Origin of the sequence: Herbiconiux sp. (assembly GCF_023264895.1) — a bacterium.
GTDB lineage: Bacteria > Actinomycetota > Actinomycetes > Actinomycetales > Microbacteriaceae > Herbiconiux.
In genome coordinates this window covers 1-16975 of record NZ_JAHFUY010000001.1, presented here as the reverse complement: position 1 = coordinate 16975, position 16975 = coordinate 1, and the positions used below count along the sequence as shown (strand labels likewise).

Sequence of the window (16975 nt, the reverse complement as noted above, 5' to 3'; positions counted from 1 at the left end):
AATCGTCACGGGAACCACCGGAATCTGCGGCCGTTCGGTTCGGGACGTCGTCAGCCGAGCAGTGACATCAGCTCGTTCGTGGCGACGTCAGCGTCGGGGAGGGGCAAGGGCTGCTCGGCGACTGCCCTGAGGGCGGCGCGGAAGGTGGTGGCGGTGCCGGGCCAGAGCAGGGTGAGGCGGCTGCTGCGGTCGTCGACGTACCAGGAGCGGCAGCCGCTCAGCCAGACGGTTCCGCGGCTGGCGGCGTCGAGCTGGTCGGTCCAGGCCTGCTCGGCCGCGGGCGAGGCTTCGATCACCTCGGCGCCCTCGGTGCGCATCCGCGTGGCCAGGGATCCGGCGAGCTCCGCCTGGGCCTCGATCATGGCGAACGCCGAGTTGTGGCCGAGCGCCGCATTCGGCCCGTCGAGCACCATCAGGTTCGGGAAGCCGGCCATCAGGATCGACGCGTACGCCGTCATCCCCTCGGCCCAGTGCTCGGCGAGCAGCCGGCCGCCGCGCCCCCGCACGTGCTGGGCGAACGGCGGGCGGGTCGCGGCGAAACCGGTGGCGAACACGAGGGCGTCGACCTCGTGCCGGGCACCCGAGGCGGCCACGGCGTGGTTGCCCTCGAGCGCCACGATGGCCGAGGGCTCCAACGTGACCGCCCCCGACGCGATGGCGGGGTACCAGTCGTCGGAGAGCAGGATGCGCTTGCAGCCGATCTCGTAGTCGGGGGTGAGGCGGGCGCGGAGCGACGCGTCGGGCACCTGGGCCGCGAGGTGACCGAGCGCCACCTGCCGCAGCGCCTCCCGCTCGGGCCCCTCGGCGACCCGCGCGGCGTGCCCGGCCTCGAACTCGCGGAAGAGCGACTCCCGCTGCGCGTGCATGGCCCCCGGATCGCGCGCGAACGTCGCCCGGACGGCCGCCGGGACCGGCGCATCCGCCCGCGGCACCACCCACGGCGCCGTGCGCTGGAACACGGTCACCCCGGCGGCCACCCCCGCCAGGTGCGGCACCAGCTGAACAGCGGATGCCCCGGTGCCGACGACGCCGACCCGCGCGCCCGCGAGATCCAGCCCCGGCACCCAGGCGCTGCTGTGCATCACGGCGCCGGTGAACGACTCCCGGCCGGGCAGCTGCGGGAGCACGGGCTCGGAGAGCCGGCCCGCCGCGAGGATCAGTACACGGCAGACGAGCTCGCCCCGGCTGGTCGCCAGCCGCCAGCGCCGCCGGTCGTCGTCCCAGGAAATGTCGGTGAAGTCGGTCCCGAGCAGCAGCTGCGGGGCCAGACCCTCGTCGCGCACCACGCCCCGCAGGTACTCCTGAATCTCGGCCCCGGGCGCGAACCGCCGGCTCCAGCCCGGGTTCGGCCGGAACGAATAGGAGTAGAGGTGCGCGGGGATGTCGCTGGCGACACCCGGGTAGACGTTGTCGCGCCACGTTCCGCCCACGTCGTGGGCACGCTCCACCACCAGCACGTCGGTGATGCCTCGCCGCCGCAGCTGGGCGGCGGCGGCGATGCCCGCGATCCCGGCCCCCACCACGATGGTGTCGACCTCGCGCGGCGAGGCATCCGGAGCCGGGTGGGCCGGCTGCTGCGACAGCGACGGCGTCGTCATCAACGCCCGCTCACGACGAGTGCCTCCGCGATGGGCCGGTAGGCGGTGTCGCGGCGGAGGGCGGGGCGACCGGATGCGCGGGCCAGCGACTCGACGTCGGCATCGGTGAGGGTGAGGCGCGCCTCGGGCCCCGCCTCGGGCCAGAGCGCGCCGTCGAGGAGCACCCCGCCGATGTCGTCGGCGCCGCCACGCAGCACCTGGCCGGTGGTGCCGAGGCCGAGCTTGGTCCAGGCGGCCTGCACGTGGTCGATGCGGCCGGCCAGCAGCAGGCGGGAGACCGCGATGACGGCGCGTGAGGCCTCGGGCGAGGGCCCACGGCCCGCCAGGGCGGCCAGCGCTCGCGGCGCGTCGCCCGGCACGAACGGCATCGGGATGAACTCGGTGAAGCCGCCCGTGCGCTCCTGCAGGGCGGCGAGGGCCCGCAGGTGCGCCACGATCTGGGCGGGGGTCTCGACGTGGCCGAAGACGAGGGTCGAGGTGGAACCGAGGCCGGCACGGTGCGCGGCCTCGACGGTCGCGATCCACTCGGCGGCCGGGGGCAGCTGCCCCTGACTGAAGGCAGCGCGCACGCCGTCGTCGAGCACCACGGCGGCCGTGCCGGGCACGCTGCTGAGGCCGGCCTCGCGGAGCTCGCTGAGGAACTGCGGCAGGCTGCGACCGGTGCGGCGCGCCCCGTCCTGCAGCTCGGTGGGGCGGAAGCCGTGGATGCTGAGCTCGGGTGCGGCCTCGCGGATGGCGCGCACGACGTCGAGGTAGACGGTGCCGGGCAGGTGCGCCGCGGGTCGGCCCTGCAGGCAGAGCTCGCTCGCGCCGAGCTGGGCGGCCTCGGCGGCGAGCTGCTGCACCATGTCGAGGGTGAGCGCGGGGGTGGGCGCCCCGGGGTCATCGGCGTCGTGCTCGCCGCCCAGCGTCAGCAGGCTCGTGTCGACGTTGCGGTTGACCACGTACGTGACGGCCCGGTCGCCGCTCGCCTCGCGCGCCGCATCCGCGATGCCGGCGAGTTCGTCGAGGGCTCCGCCGCGAGCACCCAGCAGGAGGACGGCCTGGTCGTCGGTGATCGCGTCTCCGGATCCCCGCGCCGCGGAGAGCAGAGCGGCTCGGAGGCCGTCGTCGACGTGGGCGGCTCGGTGGGCACGACCGGCTCCGGCGGGCACGTCGGCAGCCGACTCGTCGGCGGGCACGTCCGCCGTGCGGCGCGGCGCCACCCGTGCCGACTCGTCGGCGAGCAGCGTCTCCGGATCCATGAGCGCCTGCAGCGCCGGGGTGATGTTCGGGTCGAGCCAGCGGTCGGCGTCGGCGAGGTACTCGGGGTAGGCGGTGAGCCGCTCCTTCAGGGCGAAGCCACCACGGCTGGTGAGCTCGGCGAGCAGGTCGATGTCGGGCCAGGGCCGCTCGGGGTTGACGTGGTCGGCGGTGAGCGGGCTGATGCCGCCCCAGTCGTTGATGCCGGCCCGCAGCAGCAGCCCCAGCTCCGGGAGGTCGGTGAGGTTCGGCGGCGCCTGCACCGTGGCATCCGGACCCATGACGATGCGGGCCGTGGCGACGGCCGCGATGTACTCGTCGAGCCCGAGGTCGGGGTCGTTCTGCATGGCCGTTCGGGGCTTGGAGCGGAAGTTCTGCACGATGGTCTCCTGCAGGTGCCCGAACCGGCCGTGCAGGTCGCGCAGCGCGAACAGCGCCTCGGCGCGCTCGGCGTGGTTCTCGCCGATGCCGAGCAGCACTCCGGAGGTGAACGGGATGCGGGAGCGCCCGGCATCCTCGATCACCCGCAGCCGCAGCGCCGGATCCTTGTCGGGCGAGCCGAAGTGGGCGCCTCCCGGCTCCGACCACAGCCGGGTGGCGGTGGTCTCGAGCATCATCCCCATCGAGCCCGCCCACGGGCGCAGCCGCTGCATCTCGTTCCACGACATCACGCCCGGGTTGAGGTGCGGGATGAGGCCGGTCTCGTCGAGCACGCGCTGCGCCATCGCGCCCACGTACTCCAGCGTGGAGCCGTAGCCGTGCTCGGCGAGCCAGCTGCGGGCGGCGGGCCAGCGCTTCTCGGGGCGGTCGCCGAGGGTGAAGAGAGCCTCCTTGCAGCCCATTCCGGCGCCCACCTGGGCGATCGAGATGATCTCGTCGGGCTCCATGAAGGTGGTGATGCCGTGCTTCGCGAGCCCGCCGGGGGTGTCCACGAAGATGCAGTAGTGGCAGCGATCCTGGCACAGCCGGGTGATCGGCAGGAACACCTTCTTGGAGTAGGTGATGACCCCGGGGCGGCCGGCCCGCCGGAGACCGTCGTCGCGGATGGCGGAGGCCCGGGCGAGCAGCCGGTCGAGGTCGTCGCCACGGGCGCCCAGCAGAGCAGTGGCGGTGGGCAGGGCGATCGGCTCACCACCCTCGATGCGGTCGAGAGCCCCGCGCGCGGAGAGCGCGGAGGGATGCGGAACGAGGTCGGTGAAAGAACGGGAGAACTCGGAGGAGGTCACGGTGCGGCTTTCAGGCTCGGTGGATGGTGCAGACGTTTCGACGAACGTCGCGAGCCCAAATCCAGGCCCGATCTGAAGTGATCCCATTCTACCTCGCGATCGGGAAGCACGAGCCGCGCTCCGGCGTTGCACCTCGTGTGACTGTTCCTCTCTCGATCCTCGACCTCGCCCCCATCGCTCCCGGGGAGACCGTGCGCGACAGCTTCGCGGCCTCCGTCGCCCTCGCCCAGCAGGCCGAGGCCAGCGGCTACCGGCGCGTCTGGTACGCGGAGCACCACAACATGGCGACCATCGCGTCGAGCGCCACGGCGGTGCTGATCGCTCATGTGGCCTCCCAGACCTCCACGATCCGGCTCGGCGCCGGCGGTGTGATGCTGCCCAACCACGCGCCGCTGACGATCGCGGAGCAGTTCGGCACCCTCGAGTCCCTGCACCCCGGCCGCATCGACCTGGGGCTGGGGCGGGCGCCCGGCAGCGACCAGGCGACCTTCCGGGCGCTCCGCCGCGACCCGGCGTCGTCGGAGCACTTCCCCGACGACGTGCTCGAGCTGCAGGCCTTCCTCGCCGGGCAGTCGCGTGTGCCCGGGGTCAACGCCACGCCCGGTGCCGGCACGCGGGTGCCGCTCTACATCCTGGGATCGTCGCTGTTCGGTGCCCGGCTGGCCGCCGCCCTCGGGCTGCCCTACGCGTTCGCGTCGCACTTCGCCCCGGATGCCCTGCACCAGGCGGTGGCGATCTATCGCCGGGAGTTCACGCCCTCGGAGCAGCTCGAGCGGCCCCACGTCATCGCCGGCGTGAACGCGATCGTCACCGACGACCGTGACGATGCGGCGGCGCAGCTCGCCCGGGTCAAGCGCGCACGGCTCGTGATGCTGCTGCGCCAGAGCGGCCGCATCCCCCTCGACCGCCAGTTCGGCGACGACGAGCTCGACTACCTGCTGACCACCCCGGCCGGTGCGCAGGTGCAGAGCATGGCCACCTACACCGGTCTCGGCACCGGTGCGGATGTCTCGGACTACATCGAGGACTTCGCGCGCGCGGCTGACGTCGACGAGGTCATCGTGGCGCACGCGTCTCTCGAGACGGCCGCTCGGCTGCGGTCGGTGGAGCTGCTGGCCGACGCGCACGCGCGCGTGGCGGCGTAGGCGGCCGATCGGGCACCGCCCGGCCCGCGGAGACCCTCAGGCGAGGTTCCCCCGAAGCGTCGCGTGCTCGTACTCCTCGCGGAGCCGCTCGCGCCGCTGCAGCTCGGGCACGAGACCGTTCACGACGTCGTCGAACGAGCTGAGGTAGAGCGCCGGCATCACCACGAAGCCGTCGGCCGCGCCGCTGTCGAGGAGGTGCTCGAGCTCGTCGGCCACCGCCGCCGGCGTGCCGACGGGCTGCAGATTGAACTGGCTGAGCGCCTGGCGGAAGGCGAGCCCCCGCACGGTGAGCGACTCGCTCTCGGCCGCGTGCAGCATCGACCGTTCGAAGCCGTCGCTGCCCGTCGCGCCCCGGTGGGCCTCGATCAGGGGCACGGCGGGGGCATCCGGATCGAGCTCGTGCGGCCGGGCGTGCAGCAGCCGGCCGAGCGCCACGAGCACCGCATCGGGATCCAGCGCCTCCTCGAGCGACGCGAGCCTGCGGCGGGCGTCCGACGCCGAGGATCCGAGCACGGGCTGGATGGCCGGCAGGTAGAGGAGTGATTCCGGATCCCGCCCGAGCTGCCGGCACCGCTCCTTCAAGGCCGCCCGCTGAGTCCGGTGCGCCTCCGGCGAGCCGCCCGTGGCGAAGACGACCTCGGCCCAGCGCGCGGCGAATTCGAGTCCCCGCGGGGAGGCCCCGGCCTGCATGAGCACGGGGCGGTTCTGCGGGCTCCGCGGCATCGCCAGCGGCCCCGGGGCGTAGGGCAGGTCGCCGCCCCGCCGTGGTGCGCGGCGCACCCGGACGGGATCGGCGAAGACCCCAGCGATCGGGTCGAGCCGGAGCGCATCCGGCTCCCACCCCTCCCAGAGGTCGATCACCGCCTGCACCACCTCGTCGGCGCGGTCGTAGCGGGCGGCCTTGTCGGGGATGGCGGGGAGCCCGTGGTTGCGGGCCTCCGCATCCGTCGTGGAGGTGACGATGTTCCAGGCCACCCGCCCTCCCGAGAGCTGGTCGAGGCTGAGCAGGCTGCGGGCGATGGTGAACGGATGCTGGAACGTCGTCGACACGGTCGCCCCGAGCCCGAGATGGGTGGTCGCGGCGGCGATGTGCGAGAGGCCCACGATCGGGTCGAGGTAGATCGCGCCCTTGCCGCCGGTGCGGAGGGTCGTGGCGATCTCGCCGTCGGCGTCCTCGGGCACGGCGAGCGCGTCGGCGAGGAACACCATGTCGAACCGGCCCCGCTCGAGCAGCCGGCCGAGGTCGGCGTAGAAGGTGCCGCGCAGCCAGTCGGAGCGGCTCAGCGGGTTGCTCCAGTTGGCGGCGTACTGGCTCGTCGGCGGGTTGACGAGCGCCACGAGTCGGGCCTGCTTCGGCGTCATCAGAACAGAGCTCCCGGGCCCCGGAGCAGCCCGAGCGCGCCGGCGACCCCGATCACGGTCGCGAGGCCGGCGAGCACGACTGCTCCGAACGCGAGGTCGACGGAGGTCACGTGCACCGGTCGCCACACCGTGCGGGGCGTGAGGCCGAGTCCGCGCGACTCGAGCGACTGCGCCATCCGCTCGCCCCGGCGGATGGACTGCACGAGCAGGGCGAAGCCCGCCCGGCCGAACGCCCCGGGCCCTCGGCGTACGGTGCCCTGGCGAACGGTGCCCTGGCGTACGGTGCCGGCACGCCGGAGCGGTGCGCGCACCGACTGGGCGGCGCGGATGACCGCCCACTCCCCCGGCAGCTGCTGCAGCAGCCGGTGGCCGGCCATGAGCGCGTAGCTCGGGCGGGCGCCGAGGCGGGCGTTCTGGTGCAGGCTCGTCATGAGCGCGAGGCTGTCGGTGGTGAGCAGGAAGCCGACCGAGAGGATGCCGATGGCGAGCGTGCGTCCGGCCAGCGCCGCGCCGACGACGAGCCCTTCGACGGTGAGGCGCACCGGGCCCTCCTCCCACAGCGCGGTGCCCGGCCGGCTCAGCACGTTGATGGTGAGCACGCCCGCCGCGAAGGCGAAGAAGGGCAGCTGCACGGCCAGCAGGGTGCGCAGCGGGATGCGCCCGCCCACGGCGGCGCCGATGAACCCGGCGAGGTAGATCACCGCCGGCGTGACGGGGTCGAGCACGAACAGCAGCGCCACCGAGGCGAGGAACAGCACCGCGAGCTTCACGGTGGGGTTGCGGCGGGCGAGCGGCGAGTCGGGCACCTGGGCGGGGTTCAGGATCATCGTGCCGCCTCCTCGAGCGACGTGCCGGCGGCCGTGGGCAGCGGCGGTGCGGTGGCCTCCGGATGCGCGCCGGTCGCGTAGAGCCAGCGGAGCACGCGTACGGCGTCGACGTCGCCCACATCCCGCGCTGGGGTGGTGGGGTCGGCCGGGGCGGTCTCGGCGAGCAGCCAGGCCACGAGGGGCGGCAGCTCGAGGCCGGCGCGGCGCAGGACGTCCGCGTTCCGGAGCACCGTGACGGTCGGACCGTCGGCCGCGATCCCGCCGTCGGCGAGGACGATGACGCGGTCGGCGACGGTCGCGACGAACCGCAGGTCGTGGCTGGAGAACACCACGGCCCGCCCGCGGGCAGCCTCGGTGCGGAAGACGTCGGCGGTGGCGACCGTGTCACGACGGTCGAGCCCGAACGCAGGCTCGTCGGCGAGCAGCACAGGGCGGTCGGCGTGGGCGAGCATGGCGGCGAGACTCAGCCGCCGCTTTTCCCCGCCCGAGAGGCGGTAGGGGTCGCGATCGGCGACGTGCTCGAGCCGGTGCACGGCGAGCTGGCGGTCGACGATCTCAGCCACCTCGTCGCGGCTGCCGGCGACGCCGATCCCGATCTCGTCGCGCACCCGGTGCCCCAGGAACTGCAGCTCGGGGTTCTGGAAGACCATGCTCGGCCGCGCCCCCGCGACCGCTCCCCCGGCCGCAGGCAGGAGCCCGGCGAGGGTGAGCAGCAGGCTCGTCTTCCCCGATCCGTTGGCGCCCAGCAGCGCCACGACCTCGCCGGGAGGCAGCTCGAGATCCACACCCGCGAGCACCGCATCGACCGGCGCGCGCCGTCCCCGTGATCGGCGTGCGCCGGGAGCCGGCCGCCCCACCACGAGCGACCGCGCAGAGAGCAACGGATCGCGGTCATCGTGGTTCGCGACCGACGCCACGTCCGGCGCCTCGACATCACCCTCACCTGGGCCGTCTACCGGCGATGACCGTGCCGCGGTCGCGACCGGCCGCATCCGCAGCCAGCCGCGCAGCCACTCCCCCACCTCCGCCGAGTCGAGGCCCCCTGGTCGCCCGGTGATCGCGAGCAGCTCGGTCTCGAGCGGCAGCCAGCAGCCCGCATCATGCAGCCGCTGCGCATTCTGCGCCAGCACCTCCACGGTCGGACCGCACGCCACCACCCCGCCCGAGCCGTCGAGCACGAGGGCCTTCTCCGGCAGCCCGCGCGCGCCGGCCTCCCCGGCGAACTCGTCCAGGCGATGCTCGACGAGCAGCACGGCCACCTCGCCGCGCTCCGCCACGCGCGCGACTGCCCCGCGCACCGCACGGACACCCGCCGGATCGAGCATCGACGTCGGCTCGTCGAGCAGCAGCACCGCCGACGCGCCCCCACCGCCACCGCCACCGCCGAGCGCGCCAGTCCCTCGGGCGCCGGCGACCCCACCGTCCGCAGGCGACCCGGTCGGGCCGGCCAGGCCGATCCCACCGCCCTCACTCAACCCGGCGAGCGCCGCGGCCATCGCCACCCGCTGCAGCTCCCCACCCGAGAGCGCCGATGTCGCCCGCTCCCGGAGCCCGCCGGCGCCCACGAGGCCGAGCGCGTCATCGATCCGCCCCGAGATCGCCGACGGGTCCACCCCGTGGTTCTCCAGCGGCAGCGCCATCTCGTCGTCCACCCGGGCGAGGCACACCGCGGCCGCCGGATCCTGAGCGACCGCGCCCACCCGTCGCGCCCGCTCCACCACGGGCAGCTCGCTCACGTCGGCCCCGCCGAGCAGCACCGCGCCCTCGACCGACAGGTTCTGCGAGAAGGGGATGACCCCGGTGAGCACGTTGACGAGGCTCGACTTGCCGGATCCCGAGGGGCCGAGCACCAGCATCCGCTCACCCGGTGCCAGCTCGAGCGACACCCCGGCAAGCAGCGGGCGAGGCGAACCCGGGGCGCGCACGGTGACGTCGACCGTGCGCGCCGCCGCGCGATCCGTGTCAGACATCACGCCTTCAGGCGCCAAGGCGGGCCCGGCCGATGGCGAAGTTGTCGACGACCCCGGTGCGGGCCAGCCCGTCGACGATCACCTTGGCGAGCAGCCCGCCGATCACGATGCCCGAGACCACCTGGATCACGAGGCGAAGGAGCAGCAGATCGGTGCCGTACCACCCCGACCGGAAGGCCGAGTAGAAGAACACGAGGCCTGCGCCGAGCGCGCCCGACACCGCGTAGACGAGCCAGCCGTAGCGCCGGTAGCGCATGAGGGCGAACGGCAGCTCGCTGCCTGCCCCCTGGAGGGCGGCCGCGACGAGCAGCAGCGGGCCGACCGCCGAGCCGAGGAAGACGACCTCGATGACGGAGGCGATGATCTCGGCGAGGATGCCCGCGAACGGCCGCCGGATGATCGCGATCGCGATGGGTGCCACGAGCAGCCAGCCGCCGAGCAGCACGTGCTGCGTGAGGTCGCCGAAGGGGCCGGTGGCGACCGAGAGCGCGATCCAGCCCTGCACGAGGGCCCAGTAGAGGAACCCGAAGACCGCTCCGAGCACGACGAGCAGCATGATGTCCTTCAGCTGCCAGGCGAACAGCGAGGTGCGGCGGGTGGTGGCCGTGGCGGTCATCGTGCCGCCTCCGAGGGGCTCGCGATGGAGAGGGTGGCGTGGCTCGTGACGTGCTGCACGCTCCGCCCCACGAGCACCCAGCCGGCCGCCACGGCGCCCAGCACGTCGGCGAGGTCGCCCTCGAGCAGGGTGGCGTAGTGCTCGCCGCGCACGTAGGCGCCGAGCTCCTTGGCGTAGTCGATGGCCTCGTAGATGTCGCGGAGGTGGTCGGGGGTCTCACCCGGGCGGCCCGTGTCGTCGAGCGGGTAGAGCGACCAGTGCGCCGAGGCGCGGATGCCGGTGGCGGGCAGCACGGGCACAGCGGCCGCCTCGGCCAGGAGGCCGGGGGTGGTGCTGCAGGTGACCTCGCCGGGGCAGCCGCGGGAGAGCAGCAGCGAGGCGGTGACGTGGTGGCCGCCGCGGGAGGCGCCCGCGATGACGTCGGAGAGGTACTCGAGCACGCGCTGCTCCGATCCGCGCACGAGGGTGCTGACCGGATCGGTGACGACCACGAGGTCGGTGGAGTCGGCGGCGGCGAGGGCGTCGACGATGATGCGGGCGAAGTCGCCGTCCATCACAGCGATCGTGAAGCGTGCGCCCACGCCGAGGTCTTCCGGGGTCAGGGCCGGGGCCGCGGGCGCGGACGGCAGGGTCGGATTCAGGGACATGATGGCGTGCCTTTCACTGCAGACGGTTCGCGCTCACCGGCGGCGGGCGCGGAGGGCCGACCGATCAGGAGCGACGTGCAGGCGCGGTGAAGGTGCCGAGGCCGAGGGCCTTCGGCTGTGATTCAGAACCGATCATGGTGACGGCCGACTGGCGGCGGTGTCGATCGACGACGAGCATTCGCTCTCACTCTCCCTGCGCTGGCATTATCCAGATCAAGTTCGACGGTCGAAGCGTGGTTCGCTTCCTCTCAGCCCGGCTCACCGGGCTCCCGTGTGTTCAGGACCACTATAGCCACGAGGCACCGGATGCGGCTCCCTGTGCGACGCAGGGTGACCGGGCTAGGGTGAATCGATGTCGCGCACGTCAGAAGTCACCACGACCTCCCGCCCGCTCAGCACCGCCGCCCTCGTCCTGGGCATCGCCGCCGCCGCAGTCGCGGCACTCGGCTGGGTGCCGCTCACGCTGGCTCCGGGCGACCCGGTCACGATCGGCGTCGTAACGGCGCTCTCGTACCTCCTGCCCCTCGCCGGCGTCGTCGTGGGGCACGTCGCGCGCCGGCGCGAGGGCGGGCAGGTGCGGGCGACCGTGGGGCTCGTTCTCTCCTACCTGGCGCTCGCCGCCGTGGTGGTGCCGCTCGTGGTGGGACTCTTCTCCCTAGCCGTCGCGCCCTGACGAGGCCCGCCCCGGCACGCGCGGCACGCCGCCGTCATCGGATGAACTGCTCCACGTACGACGCCCCGAGCCCCACGCGCTCGTAGTGCGCGCGCGCGTTCTCGATCTTCGTGAAGACGTCCTCCACACCCGTCGGGTTCCCGTCGGGGTCGACGTAGATGTAGGCGCCCGTGACGTGGAACAGCGTCGCCATCTCCTCCACGTCGTCCGGGATCTCAAGGGTGTGGATGTCGCCCGGCGGCTCGAACGCGTAGGAGCCCTCCTCCGCCCACCAGCTGTGCTCCAGGTAGTGCCAGCGGCCGCGCAGCACGGTCGCGTGCACGGGGCCCGCATGCCGGTGCCGGGAGAGGATGCCGTTCTTGCGCACCCGGAGCACGTTCACGAAGTAGCCCTGACTCACCGAGAGCACGAGCGGCTTGAACGAGACGTCCTTCGACTGGGGCACCCAGAACCGCTCGTCGTCGTCGAGCGAGAGGGCGCCGGGCACCACGAGGTCGTCGACCATGCCGAAAGGCTGCTCACCCCGGTACGGGATCGCGGCCTCGTCGGGGGTGGCTTCTGCAGCGTTGTTCATCGTCGTTCCTTTCTATTGGGTTCGGATGGCGGTCAGCGCTCGAGCACGACGGCGAGGCCCTGGCCCACACCGATGCAGACCGCCACGACAGCGATCCCGCCGCCGCGCCGCGCCAGCTCGTGCGCCGCGCGCCCGATCACCCGCCCGCCCGACGCGCCGAGCGGATGCCCGATGGCGAGCGCACCGCCGTGGGCGTTGAGCTTCTCCGGATCGAGGCCGGGCCAGCCCGCGAGGCACGCGAGCGATTGCGAGGCGAAGGCCTCGTTGAGCTCCACGACGTCGACGTCGGCCCAGCTGCGACCCGCCCGCGCGAGCGCCTTGTTCGCCGCCTCCACGGGTGCGATCGGGAAGTCCTGCGGATCGACCCCGTGCGCGGCCCGACCCGTGATCCGCGCGAGCGGCTCGCCGTCGAGCACCCCCTCGGCGGCGATCAGCACGGCCGACGCACCGTCGTTGATCGACGACGAGTTGCCGGCGGTCACCGATCCGTCGGCGGCGAAGAGCGGCTTGAGCGCGGCGAGCCGCTCCATCGTGGTGCCCTCGCGGATGCCCTCGTCGCGCTCGAGCGGAGCACCGGGCACCTGCACGATCTCGCCGTCGAGCAGGCCCGACGCCCAGGCCTCGGCCGCGAGCCGGTGCGATCGCAGCGCGAACCCGTCCTGCTGCTCGCGCGAGATGCTCCAGGCCCGCGCGATGCGCTCGGCGGCCTCGCCGTTGCTGACCGTCCACTCCTGGGGAAGCGCCGGATTCGTCATCCGCCACCCGATCGAGGTGTTCCACATCGTGGGGTTGCCGCTGGCCGGCCACGGCTTCGGCGACTTCTCGACCACGTAGGGTGCCCGGCTCATCGACTCGACCCCGCCCGCGAGCACCACCTCGGCGTCACCCGCCTCGATGGCCCGCGAGCCCTGGATGACCGCCTCGAGCGACGAGGCGCAGAGCCGGTTGACGGTGGTGCCGGTCACGCTCGTGGGGAACCCGGCGAGCAGCGCCCCTAAGCGCCACGTTGCGGTTGTCCTCACCGGCCTGGTTGGCGTCGCCGAAGATCACGTCGTCGATCCGCGCCGGATCGAGGCCCGAGCGCTCCACGATCGAGGCCATCACCACGGCCGCGAGATCGTCGGGCCGCACGCCCGAGAGGGCGCCTCCGGCCCGGCCGAACGGTGTGCGCACGGCGTCGTGCACGACGCTCACGGTCATCGCGATCCTCCTTCTTCCTCTGCTGCAGAGGCGAGCTCGGGCGCCGCAGCCTGCAGCGTCAGTCCGGTCAGCTCCTCGAGCGAGGCGACCGTGTGCTCGCCGAACGCCTCACGCACCCGGAGGCCCTCCGGCGTCACGTCGAACACGGCGTCGCCCGTGTAGATCCGGGAGACGCACGCGACCCCGGTGAGCGGATAGGTGCACTCGGCGACGAGCTTCGACGCGCCGTCCCTGGTGAGCAGGTCGGTCATGACGAACACCTGCTTCGCACCGATCGCGAGATCCATCGCCCCGCCCACTGCAGGGATCGCCCCTGGCTCGCCCGTCGACCAGTTGGCGAGGTCGCCCCGCTCGCTCACCTGGAACGCGCCGAGCACGCAGATGTCGAGGTGGCCGCCGCGCATCATGCCGAACGAGTCGGCGTGGTGGAAGTAGGCGGCACCGGGAAGCGCCGTCACGGCTTGCTTGCCCGCGTTGATGAGGTCGGGGTCGATCAGCCCGTCCTCGGGAGCCGGCCCCATGCCGAGCAGGCCGTTCTCGGTGTGCAGGACGATCTCGAGGTCCTCCGGCAGGTGGTTGGCCACGAGGGTCGGGGCCCCGATGCCGAGGTTCACGTAGGCGCCCTCGGGGATGTCGGCGGCGATGCGCCGGGCGAGCTCGTCGCGCGAGAGTCCGGTCATCGCACCGCTCCCGCCACTGACGACTCGGGGCTCTGCTCGAGCGGCGCCCCGTTCACGTCGACGCCGCCCACGAACCGGCCCTCGTGGATCCACGGCCGGTAGCCGACGGCCACCACGCGGTCGACGTGGATGCCGGGCGTCGCGACGCTCTCCGGATCCAGCGCGCCGAGCTCCACCAATTCGTCGACCTGCACCACCGTCGTGGTGGCCGCGGCCGCCATGATCGGCCCGAAGTTGCGCGCCGTCTCCCGGTAGACCAGGTTGCCCCAGCGGTCGCCGCGATACGCGGCCACGAGGGCCACATCGGCTCGGATCGGGTGCTCGAGCAGGTAGCGCCGACCGTCGATGGTGCGCTCCTCCTTGCCCTCGGCGAGCAGGGTGCCGACACCGGTGGGGCTGTAGAACGCCCCGATGCCGGCACCGGCAGCCCGGATGCGCTCCGCCAGGTTGCCCTGGGGGACGAGTTCGAGCTCGAGCTCGCCCGCCCGGTAGAGCCGGTCGAACACCCAGGAGTCGTGCTGCCGGGGGAACGAGCAGACGACCTTCCGGACTCGTCCCTCCGCGAGCAGAGCGGCGATGCCCACGTCGCCGTTGCCGGCGTTGTTGCTCACGACGGTGAGGTCGCCCGCGCCCTGCTCGATGAGGGCGTCGATGAGCTCGACCGGCTGGCCTGCCCGGCCGAAGCCGCCGATCATCACCGTCGAGCCGTCGGCGATGCCGGCCACCGCCTCGGCGGTGCCGGCGACGGTCTTGTCGATCATCGCCGCGGAGCCCTGCCGGTCGTCTTGTCGGCGCTCCGCACGAGGAGCCAGGCCCCCGGGATGATGAGAGCCGCGGCCGCCGCCTTGAGGAGACCGGGGACGATGAACGGCCAGACACCGGCCTCGAGCACCCCCGCGGCCGTCACCGGCTGGCCGAGCACGGCCGAGAGGATGAGCGCCATGTAGGGCACGCCCACGAGGAACGGGATGACGGACGCGGCGACGAAGTTGAGGAAGGCCAGCACCGGCTTGCGGTCCCACGCGCGCTCGGCGAACCAGCCGGCCACGAACGCGGCCGGGATGAAGCCGAGCACGAAGCCGAACGACGGCACGAGCACGTAGGCGGGGCCCGCAACGGCGCCGGCGAACACGGGGAGCCCGGCGAGGCCGGCCAGGAGGTAGGTCGTCAGCGCGGCCGCTCCGCGCCGGGAGCCGAGGGCCGCGCCGACGGCGATGACCCCGAGGGTCTGGCCCGTGATGGGGATCGGGCCGATGAAGAACGAGACCTTCGCGAGGAGGGCGACCACGGCGACGCCGGCGAGCACGAGGGTGGCGTCGACCGCGAGCGCACGGGCGCGGGTGGACGGGCGGGCGACGAGGTCGGCGAGGACGAGTCGCCCGGAGGCTGCTGAGAGGGACACGAGGGTCTCCTTAGGTCGAGGGGTTCGAAGTGGTGGCGAGGAGTTCGGCGACGAACGCGGTGTTGAAGTCGCCGCTGCGGAAGCGCTCTGACGAGACGATCCGGGCGTGGAGCGGAGCCGTGGTCACGATGCCCTCGATCTCGAGCTCCTCGAGGGCACGCAGGGTGCGGGCGATGGCCTCGTCGCGGTCCTGGCCCCAGCAGATGAGCTTGCCCACCATCGAGTCGTAGAACGGCGGGATGACGTAGCCGGTCTCGATGTGCGTGTCGAGGCGCACCCCGAAGCCGCCTGGTGCCCGGAACCGCGCGATCGTGCCGGGGTTCGGGGCGAAGTCGCGATCCGGGTCCTCCGCATTGATGCGGCACTCGATGGCGTGCCCGCGGATGACGACGTCGTCCTGACGGAGCTCGAGCGGCACGCCTCCGGCGATCTGCAGCTGCAGCTTGATGAGGTCGATGCCGCTCACCATCTCGGAGACCGGGTGCTCGACCTGGATGCGCGTGTTCATCTCGATGAAGTAATAGGTGCGTTCGATGTTGTCGAACACGAACTCCACCGTGCCGGCGTTCGTGTAGCCCACCTCCCGGCACAGCGCCACGGCGGCGTCGGCGAGACCCTGCCGCAGCTCGGCGTCGAGCACCGGCGAGGGCGATTCCTCCACGAGCTTCTGGTTGCGCCGCTGGGCGGTGCAGTCCCGCTCGCCGAGGTGCAGCACGGTCTCGCCGTCGGAGATGACCTGGATCTCGATGTGCCGGATGTCGGTGAGGTAGCGCTCGATGTAGACCGACGGATCGCCGAAGGCCACCTCGGCCTCGGACATGATCTCCTGCAGATCCTTCTCGAGCGTCTCGGCGGCCTGCACCACGCGCATGCCGCGACCGCCGCCGCCGGCCGCCGCCTTGATCAGCAGCGGGTAGCCCACCTCGCTCGCGACGGCGAGCGCCTCGGTGTACTCCGAGATGGCTCCGACCGATCCGGGGACCGTGGGCACACCAGCGCGGCGGGCGATGATCTTGGCCTCGATCTTGTCGCCCATCCGGGAGATGACGTCGGAGGCGGGGCCGACGAAGGTCACGCCCTCCTGCTCGCACATCGCGGCGAAGTCGGCGTTCTCACTGAGGAAGCCGTAGCCGGGGTGGATGGCGTCCACCCGGTAGGCCAGGGCCGCCCCGACCACGGCGTGGGCGTTGCGGTAGCTCGAATTGACGCGCGCGGGGCCGATGCACACGGCCTGGTCGGCGAGCTTCACCGGGAGCGAGTCCGCATCCGCCTCGGAGTACGCCAGGACGCTCTTGATGCCCAGCTCCTTGCAGGCGCGGATGATGCGGAGCGCGATCTCACCGCGGTTGGCGATGAGCACGCTCCGGATGCTTCCGCTCCCGACCTTGGGGGTGGAGGTGGAGGTGGAGGTGACGGGCTCAGCCATGGCGCTTGATCACCAGCAGCGGCTGGCCGTACTCGACGGCCTGCTCGTTCTCGACCAGGATCTGGGTGACGGTGCCGTCGACCTCGGCCTCGATGTTGTTCATGAGCTTCATCACCTCGACGATCGCGAGAACGGTGCCCTTGGTGACGGTGTCTCCCACTGAGACGAACGACGGGGCCCCCGGCTTCGGGGAGGAGTAGTAGGTGCCTACCATGGGCGCCTTGATGGCGACCTCGTCGGATCCGAGACCGCCCGAGGGGGCGACAGCCGGTGCGGCGGGGGCAGCTGTGGCGGGAGCGGCAGGCACCGGTGCCGGTGCGGCAGCCGCGGGAGCCGGCGCAGCCACGGGGGCCGGGGCGGGAGCCGCCGCTGCCACCGGAGCCGCCG

General features: G+C 72.9%; 15 protein-coding genes, 1 pseudogene and 1 riboswitch. Of the genes and pseudogenes, 2 read left to right on the top strand and 14 right to left on the bottom strand.

Features of this window, described 5'->3' with window-relative positions:
* Positions 1 to 50: 50 nt before the first annotated feature.
* Together Q0D57_RS00080 and cofG are read right to left on the bottom strand one after the other, a co-directional pair.
* Positions 51 to 1598: an NAD(P)/FAD-dependent oxidoreductase gene (locus Q0D57_RS00080; RefSeq protein WP_291036396.1), complete on the bottom strand. Its 1548-nt coding sequence runs from the start codon at positions 1596 to 1598 to the stop codon at positions 51 to 53.
* A complete protein-coding gene (cofG, locus tag Q0D57_RS00075) occupies positions 1598 to 4066 on the bottom strand; it encodes a 7,8-didemethyl-8-hydroxy-5-deazariboflavin synthase CofG (RefSeq protein WP_291036394.1) in 2469 nt (822 codons plus the stop codon). The genes Q0D57_RS00080 and cofG overlap by 1 nt, the downstream gene beginning before the upstream one ends.
* Before the next feature lie 137 nt (positions 4067 to 4203).
* On the opposite strand from cofG, the gene Q0D57_RS00070 reads away from it, so the two are divergent.
* Positions 4204 to 5211: an LLM class flavin-dependent oxidoreductase gene (locus tag Q0D57_RS00070; protein WP_291036392.1), complete on the top strand. Its 1008-nt coding sequence runs from the start codon at positions 4204 to 4206 to the stop codon at positions 5209 to 5211.
* A 36-nt stretch (positions 5212 to 5247) separates the two neighbouring features.
* Here Q0D57_RS00070 and Q0D57_RS00065 read toward each other — a convergent pair whose 3' ends face one another.
* The 5 genes from Q0D57_RS00065 to Q0D57_RS00045 are packed head-to-tail and all read right to left on the bottom strand — an operon-like array spanning position 5248 to position 10633.
* Positions 5248 to 6573, bottom strand: a complete 1326-nt coding sequence (locus Q0D57_RS00065) for an NtaA/DmoA family FMN-dependent monooxygenase (RefSeq protein WP_291036390.1) — start codon at positions 6571 to 6573, stop codon at positions 5248 to 5250.
* Positions 6573 to 7400 (bottom strand): energy-coupling factor transporter transmembrane component T, encoded by an 828-nt coding sequence (locus Q0D57_RS00060; RefSeq protein WP_291036387.1) that lies wholly within the window; start codon positions 7398 to 7400, stop codon positions 6573 to 6575. Before Q0D57_RS00060 ends, Q0D57_RS00065 begins: the two co-directional genes overlap by 1 nt.
* Complete coding sequence (locus Q0D57_RS00055) at positions 7397 to 9370, bottom strand: ATP-binding cassette domain-containing protein (RefSeq protein ID WP_291036385.1); 1974 nt, start codon at positions 9368 to 9370, stop codon at positions 7397 to 7399. The genes Q0D57_RS00060 and Q0D57_RS00055 overlap by 4 nt, the downstream gene beginning before the upstream one ends.
* Positions 9371 to 9377: 7 nt before the next feature.
* Complete coding sequence (locus Q0D57_RS00050) at positions 9378 to 9986, bottom strand: ECF transporter S component (protein ID WP_291036383.1); 609 nt, start codon at positions 9984 to 9986, stop codon at positions 9378 to 9380.
* A complete protein-coding gene (locus Q0D57_RS00045) occupies positions 9983 to 10633 on the bottom strand; it encodes a YkoF family thiamine/hydroxymethylpyrimidine-binding protein (protein ID WP_291036381.1) in 651 nt (216 codons plus the stop codon). The genes Q0D57_RS00050 and Q0D57_RS00045 overlap by 4 nt, the downstream gene beginning before the upstream one ends.
* Before the next feature lie 173 nt (positions 10634 to 10806).
* Positions 10807 to 10916, bottom strand: a riboswitch (TPP riboswitch).
* Positions 10917 to 10985: 69 nt separating this feature from the next.
* Here Q0D57_RS00045 and Q0D57_RS00040 point away from each other — a divergent pair.
* Positions 10986 to 11306, top strand: coding sequence for a hypothetical protein (locus tag Q0D57_RS00040; protein ID WP_291036379.1), 321 nt, complete (start codon positions 10986 to 10988; stop codon positions 11304 to 11306).
* Between the two features lie 34 nt (positions 11307 to 11340).
* Here Q0D57_RS00040 and Q0D57_RS00035 read toward each other — a convergent pair whose 3' ends face one another.
* From Q0D57_RS00035 to accB, 7 genes and pseudogenes are all read right to left on the bottom strand, one after another.
* The gene (locus tag Q0D57_RS00035) at positions 11341 to 11880 is read right to left on the bottom strand and encodes a 2,4'-dihydroxyacetophenone dioxygenase family protein (RefSeq protein ID WP_259529872.1); all 540 of its coding nucleotides are present in this window, start codon (positions 11878 to 11880) and stop codon (positions 11341 to 11343) included.
* A 32-nt stretch (positions 11881 to 11912) separates the two neighbouring features.
* Positions 11913 to 13080, bottom strand: a pseudogene (locus tag Q0D57_RS00030) (thiolase family protein).
* The gene (locus Q0D57_RS00025) at positions 13077 to 13760 is read right to left on the bottom strand and encodes a 3-oxoacid CoA-transferase subunit B (protein ID WP_291036375.1); all 684 of its coding nucleotides are present in this window, start codon (positions 13758 to 13760) and stop codon (positions 13077 to 13079) included. Before Q0D57_RS00025 ends, Q0D57_RS00030 begins: the two are co-directional and overlap by 4 nt.
* Entirely contained in the window at positions 13757 to 14521 is a 765-nt protein-coding gene (locus tag Q0D57_RS00020; protein WP_291036373.1) for a 3-oxoacid CoA-transferase subunit A, read from the bottom strand. Before Q0D57_RS00020 ends, Q0D57_RS00025 begins: the two co-directional genes overlap by 4 nt.
* Positions 14518 to 15162 (bottom strand): biotin transporter BioY, encoded by a 645-nt coding sequence (locus Q0D57_RS00015; protein ID WP_291036371.1) that lies wholly within the window; start codon positions 15160 to 15162, stop codon positions 14518 to 14520. The genes Q0D57_RS00020 and Q0D57_RS00015 overlap by 4 nt, the downstream gene beginning before the upstream one ends.
* Positions 15163 to 15172: 10 nt before the next feature.
* Positions 15173 to 16588, bottom strand: a complete 1416-nt coding sequence (gene accC, locus Q0D57_RS00010; protein WP_291036369.1) for an acetyl-CoA carboxylase biotin carboxylase subunit — start codon at positions 16586 to 16588, stop codon at positions 15173 to 15175.
* On the bottom strand, positions 16581 to 16975 hold a 395-nt coding region (gene accB, locus Q0D57_RS00005; RefSeq protein ID WP_291036367.1), incomplete at its 5' end, for an acetyl-CoA carboxylase biotin carboxyl carrier protein. The genes accC and accB, both read right to left, overlap by 8 nt.

Coding starts and splice junctions, on each gene's coding strand:
- Q0D57_RS00025 (WP_291036375.1), bottom strand. CDS start 13,760: ATGACCGGACTCTCGCGCGACGAGCTCGCCCGGCGCATCGCCGCCGAC.
- Q0D57_RS00060 (WP_291036387.1), bottom strand. CDS start 7,400: ATGATCCTGAACCCCGCCCAGGTGCCCGACTCGCCGCTCGCCCGCCGC.
- accC (WP_291036369.1), bottom strand. CDS start 16,588: ATGGCTGAGCCCGTCACCTCCACCTCCACCTCCACCCCCAAGGTCGGG.
- Q0D57_RS00065 (WP_291036390.1), bottom strand. CDS start 6,573: ATGACGCCGAAGCAGGCCCGACTCGTGGCGCTCGTCAACCCGCCGACG.
- Q0D57_RS00035 (WP_259529872.1), bottom strand. CDS start 11,880: ATGAACAACGCTGCAGAAGCCACCCCCGACGAGGCCGCGATCCCGTAC.
- Q0D57_RS00080 (WP_291036396.1), bottom strand. CDS start 1,598: ATGACGACGCCGTCGCTGTCGCAGCAGCCGGCCCACCCGGCTCCGGAT.
- Q0D57_RS00020 (WP_291036373.1), bottom strand. CDS start 14,521: ATGATCGACAAGACCGTCGCCGGCACCGCCGAGGCGGTGGCCGGCATC.
- Q0D57_RS00045 (WP_291036381.1), bottom strand. CDS start 10,633: ATGTCCCTGAATCCGACCCTGCCGTCCGCGCCCGCGGCCCCGGCCCTG.
- Q0D57_RS00040 (WP_291036379.1), top strand. CDS start 10,986: ATGTCGCGCACGTCAGAAGTCACCACGACCTCCCGCCCGCTCAGCACC.
- Q0D57_RS00055 (WP_291036385.1), bottom strand. CDS start 9,370: ATGTCTGACACGGATCGCGCGGCGGCGCGCACGGTCGACGTCACCGTG.
- Q0D57_RS00050 (WP_291036383.1), bottom strand. CDS start 9,986: ATGACCGCCACGGCCACCACCCGCCGCACCTCGCTGTTCGCCTGGCAG.